5 protein-coding genes are annotated in these 5,088 nt (G+C 43.2%); all 5 read left to right on the forward strand.

Features of this window, described 5'->3' with window-relative positions:
- The coding region (locus tag D1151_RS12720; protein ID WP_306770901.1) for a hypothetical protein at positions 1 to 270 on the forward strand (270 nt) is incomplete at its 5' end.
- 210 nt (positions 271 to 480) lie between these two features.
- Positions 481 to 888 (forward strand): hypothetical protein, encoded by a 408-nt coding sequence (locus D1151_RS12725; RefSeq protein ID WP_161873812.1) that lies wholly within the window; start codon positions 481 to 483, stop codon positions 886 to 888.
- A complete protein-coding gene (locus D1151_RS12730; protein ID WP_161873813.1) occupies positions 885 to 1,172 on the forward strand; it encodes a hypothetical protein in 288 nt (95 codons plus the stop codon). The genes D1151_RS12725 and D1151_RS12730 overlap by 4 nt, the downstream gene beginning before the upstream one ends.
- Positions 1,169 to 3,601: a MobP2 family relaxase gene (gene mobP2, locus D1151_RS12735; protein ID WP_161873814.1), complete on the forward strand. Its 2,433-nt coding sequence runs from the start codon at positions 1,169 to 1,171 to the stop codon at positions 3,599 to 3,601. Before D1151_RS12730 ends, mobP2 begins: the two co-directional genes overlap by 4 nt.
- Before the next feature lie 55 nt (positions 3,602 to 3,656).
- Positions 3,657 to 4,808, forward strand: a complete 1,152-nt coding sequence (locus D1151_RS12740; RefSeq protein ID WP_161873815.1) for an IS30 family transposase — start codon at positions 3,657 to 3,659, stop codon at positions 4,806 to 4,808.
- The last annotated feature ends 280 nt before the right edge of the window (positions 4,809 to 5,088 follow it).

A 5,088-nucleotide genomic window follows, 5' to 3' on the forward strand; every position in this document is an offset into this window, starting at 1 on the left:
GCATTTGAGTTTAAATTAAACGATGTGAAAAAAGTCATTTTACAGGCAAAAGCCAATGTGGAGTTTTGCCACAAAAGCTGGATTGTCATGCCTCAGGAAAAAGCGCAGATTATCCTGAATCGGTATCGGAGAATGATAGAGGATGCCAAGCATGTGGGGGTTATAACGGTAGAGGAAGGCGGACGCTGGAATGTAATCCTACGTCCTCAATTTCAAAAGGAGATTGTATTGACGCAGCAGCTTTTGGATTTTTTGATGAGGGGGTGCTGACATGGACCTGAAGAATCGTCTGTCCTTCGGACGTTCCTCATCGGTGGAAACTCGTCCTCTCGTTTCTTCGCTCATACTGGAAAGAGCATAAGGGAAAACCGCTTGCACATTCTGTGCAACTCTGGCAGTGCCAGAGGTTTTCCTCGCTTGCGCTTTTTCCTCATTATACAGAAATCATCTGTATGCAATAATCGGAAAGGAGTCCTTAACTTGGTACGCAAAAATTATATTTTATCAGAAAAGTCCTTAGAAATCATCCATCAAGTCATGGAAGAAAGGCATTTAAAATCAGAAACAGCGGCTTTGGAATATATCCTCCTGCAGCATAATGTGAGACAATCCATGGAAGAGCGTTTTGCCCAGATTATTTATGAGAGATATGCAGAAGTCCTGGAAAGCACTAGAGCTGCGGCAAGACAAACAGAGCAGGCTGTGCAGCTTACCCTTGACGCTGTGAATACAATCCTGATTGAAAGAGGATATACTGCATGCTATCCTGCAGATCGGGAACCATCGCCAATAATAGAAGAATCCCGGCGTCAGTGGAAGCGCAAGCTAGAGCGTGAGAAGCAGTTTAAAGATGACCGCAGACAAAAGCAAGGAGGCGTTAAGAAGTGAAAACGATTTATGTAAGAAACGTGGATGAACGTACACATACCATGCTGAAAAAGGCAGCAAAGGAAAGAGATATCAGTATGTCAGAACTTGTGCGCCAGCTCATGGACGGTTATGCAATGCGTACAGAAGTGGAAAACCTTGACCAGAAATATAGGGCATTTGCAACCGATTTACTTGCGTTGCAGCGTGCAGAACAGGAGAATCTCCAAAGACTTGTTACACGCTGCGAACGTATTTTTGCAAAGCTAGAAGGATTGATAGATGAAGGGAGTGAGCAGTATTGAGTAATAAATCACCGGGCGTTGTTGTGGTGACGACATTTTGCGGACCGAATCAGAAATACTTTGCAGGCTTTATTTCTTATATGGATAGACCTGAAGCGGTGCGTAGGAAATACATTGAGGAGTATGACATCTTTGCCGGATATATGGACTACATGGGAAATCCTGATAAGTCCTTGGGCATGGATTTTGAAAAACTAGAAAAAATATCAGGTCTTTTCACGGCACAAAAGGACACTTTGAGCGAGGATGAGATACAGAGCCTAAAAACAGTATATACAGATGCACAGGACAAAGGCAGCCTGATGTGGCAAACAGTGCTGTCTTTTGATAATGACTGGCTTGCACAGATGGGCGTATATGACAGCACTCTGCAGATTTTGGACGAGAAAAGGATGCGGAATGTAGCCAGAAGCGCGATCAATAAAATGCTGGAGAAAGAAGGATTACAGAACGGTGTTTGGTCAGCATCTTTTCACTACAATACTGACAATATCCATGTGCATATCAGTACCGTAGAGCCAGTACCGATGCGCCCGAAAAAGCGGTATGAGCAGTACGAAGTCGTACAGGTGGATGGGAAATGGCAGTATAAGAAAGAATTGAATCCAGAAACAGGAAAGATGGAGCGGATACCTATCCTGGATGAAAAAGGAAACATTGTAGAAAAGGAAGAATACGTAGGTCGGTTTCGGGAAAGCAGTTTAAAAGCGGCAAAAAGTACAATCGTCAGTGAGCTGGTCAATGACAAGGAATTGAATATCGAGATCAATAATTTAATCCGTCAGAGGCTGGTACAAAGTATGAAAGAATATGTACTGTATGATGATGAAGAATTTCGCAGCCGTTTTCTTGCGCTTTATGAAAAGCTGCCGGAGAATAAGGGCGTATGCAATTACAGAAACAGCGCAATGTCGCATCTAAGGACGGAAATTGACGATTTGACAGAGCTATATATAAAGAAATACCATGAAGGCGATTTTGAACGCCTGCAAGACAAATTAAGACTGCAAGAAAGTCGATACCAGGCAGCATATGGCGACAGTGATGATACATATGTGCAGAATAAACTGGATGACCTATATTACCGAATGGGAAATGCAATTTTACGGCAACTGAAAGAATATGATCAGTCTGTGAAGCAGACGGAAGAAACTATCTTGATACCAGAGCCAGAGCCGGAGGCATTAGAACCTGACTGGCAAGAGGACGCACAGGAAAATGAAGAGCAGGAAAAAGCACCGGAACCGGATTTGCAGGAAGAAATTTTGGGTGATTGTGATGATGTAGCAGCAGAGAGGCTGTTTGAGCCGAAAGGGTTAAAGAAATATTATCTCAACTGGAAGGACGGATACAGTAAAGCAAGAGATCAGATATACGTTGACCGTAATTATACAGGCGCGATTGAGACACTGCGGCGGCTATCTCAAAATGGTAATGTCCTAGCTATAAGCGAAATGGGAAATATCTATCATTTTGGACGTGGTGTGGAACCTGATGAAGAAGTGGCCCAGTCATTTTATACAGAAGCATTGGAAGGATTCATGGCTTGTTATGAAAGCGACCCTAGATATTGTGCCTATCGAATAGGAAAACAGTATTTGTATGGGCAGGGAACCGAAAAAGATGTCCAAAGGGCTGCAAGATATTTACAGGAAGCGGCAGACAAAAAACATAGTTATGCCATGTATTTGTTAGGTGGGCTATACCTGCAAGGCAATGGGGTGGAGCGGGATGTGGATGCAGCGCTGCAGTATTATATGGATGCAGCAGAGCTGGATAATCCATATGCGCAGTATAAATTAAGACAAATTTATGAGCAAGGTGAATTGGCTGATAAAGACACAGAAAAAGCATATTCCTATTATGCAGCTGCACTCAGTGCTTTTTTGAACCAGAAGGGAAAGGATGATAACATGCTGTACCGTATCGGAACCATGTATCTGAACGGCCGGGGGACTGCAGTCGATTATAGGTCTGCCGCTACTTTTTTACATGATGCAGCAGAGTTAAATCATCAGCAGGCAATCTATCAGCTTGGGAAACTGTATTTAATGGATGCGAACCCAGAGAAAGATGTGGAAAAAGGAATTAAATTTTTGAAAGAGGCTGCGGAATGGGGGAATATGTATGCCATGTACCATCTTGGAAAATTGGCAAAGCAAAGCGGAGACATTAACAGTGCAAGATCATGGTATGCAAAATCAGCAGCCATGGGCAACGAATATGCGGCAGAAGCTTTATATCGACTCGAAAAGCCACAGCAAAGATATCGTATTTTACCTCGCCAGACGGGCAATTACCAGTTGCGTGAGGCACTGGCATGGCTTCGCAGAAGTCTGGATGACACTGTAGAGAATTGGCTGAACCAGAGTGATTATGAAGAACTGCAGAAGGAAATTGCAGGAGAACGAGGATTTGAAATGGAGTGAAGATATTGATATACTTTTTAGTACAGAAATAAGAGGGTAGAAAGGAAAGCACAAAGTGAGACTAATTGAACAAAGGGCTGATTTGCGCTGTTCTGAGAAATATATGAAGCAGCGCAGTGGCAATCGAAAGAAGAGAAAGGAGCCAGGAGATCATCTTTCCTGGGAGGACCGGTTGACCATAGAGAGGATGCTCAATCGGGGCTGCTCGAAGCAGGCCATCGCAGAGGCGATTGGGAGCTGCAGGGCGACGGTTTACAACGAAATAAAACGCGGGCAATATGAGCATCTTAATTCTGACTTGACAACGGAGATGCGATACAGCCCGGAAATAGCGGAACAAAAGTATTGCGAACATCTAAGCAGAACGGGACCGCAACCTAAATTGATCAAGGATCCGGAACTGCGAAGTTACATAGAAAAAACGATTCTGGAAAAAGGTTTTTCTCCGGAGGCGGTGCTGATATCTGGTGATTATGCAAAGCAGGAATTTGAAGAAAGGATTACATCGGTCAATACGATTTACAAAGGAATTGATCTGGGCTTTTTTCCGAAGCTGACACGATTTGACCTAGCAGATGGATGGCATAAGAAAAAGACTGATAAGAAACCTAAGAACAAGGAATGCTCTGAGCGGAAAAAGGAAGAAAAAAGAACCATTGAGGACCGCCCAAAAGAAATTGATGACAGGACGACCTTTGGTAACTGGGAAGGCGATTGCGTCATGGGGCAGCAAGGCAACAAGAAATGCCTGCTAGTCTTCATCGAGAGATTGACCCGTATGACAATCATAGAGGAACTGGCTTATCACACGGCAGATGAGGTGCGTAAAGCTGTCAATCGAATTGAAAAGCGGATGGGAAAGGCATTCTACGATGTCTTCCAGACGATTACATTTGATAACGGATCAGAATTCTCAGATTGGGACAGTGTAGAGCAGGCCTTGTACCGTAAAGGCAAACGGACAAATGTCTACTTCTGCCATCCTAACTCCCCACAGGAGAGGGGGAGCAACGAGTGCAATAACAAGATGGTCAGGCGACGATTTCCGAAAGGGTCTGATTTTGACAGGTCTGTCACCTGCCACTCTGTAAAGGCTGCGGAACGCTGGATTAACGATTATCCACGTAAGATCTTTGCCGGCGAAACGGCAGCAGATAGGTTCTGGGCAGAGATTGACAAGCACGGGATTGACCTGCAGGCAGCATAACGGATTCTATCAGAAGTATAATATTTTTTGGAGTAGTTAAAATAGCGACTTCTTTTTTGTCATGCAATTTTAGCTTTTCTGCTTTACATTTTAACTTTTCAATAATGTTTTTTGAAATTCATATACAAAATTTTACCAAATTCAAAATAGATTTTAGCGTTTTTAAAATACTTTCAACCCGTTTTAAAAAAGATTCTAAAAAAACCTTGACATTTCCGGTTTTTGTGTGGGCAAATGTTTAAATTAACTTAATCTTGACAAAAATATGTCGGGGGGGGGG

The sequence above is a fragment of the Emergencia sp. 1XD21-10 genome (assembly GCF_009936045.1).
Taxonomy (GTDB): domain Bacteria; phylum Bacillota; class Clostridia; order Peptostreptococcales; family Anaerovoracaceae; genus Senimuribacter; species Senimuribacter intestinalis.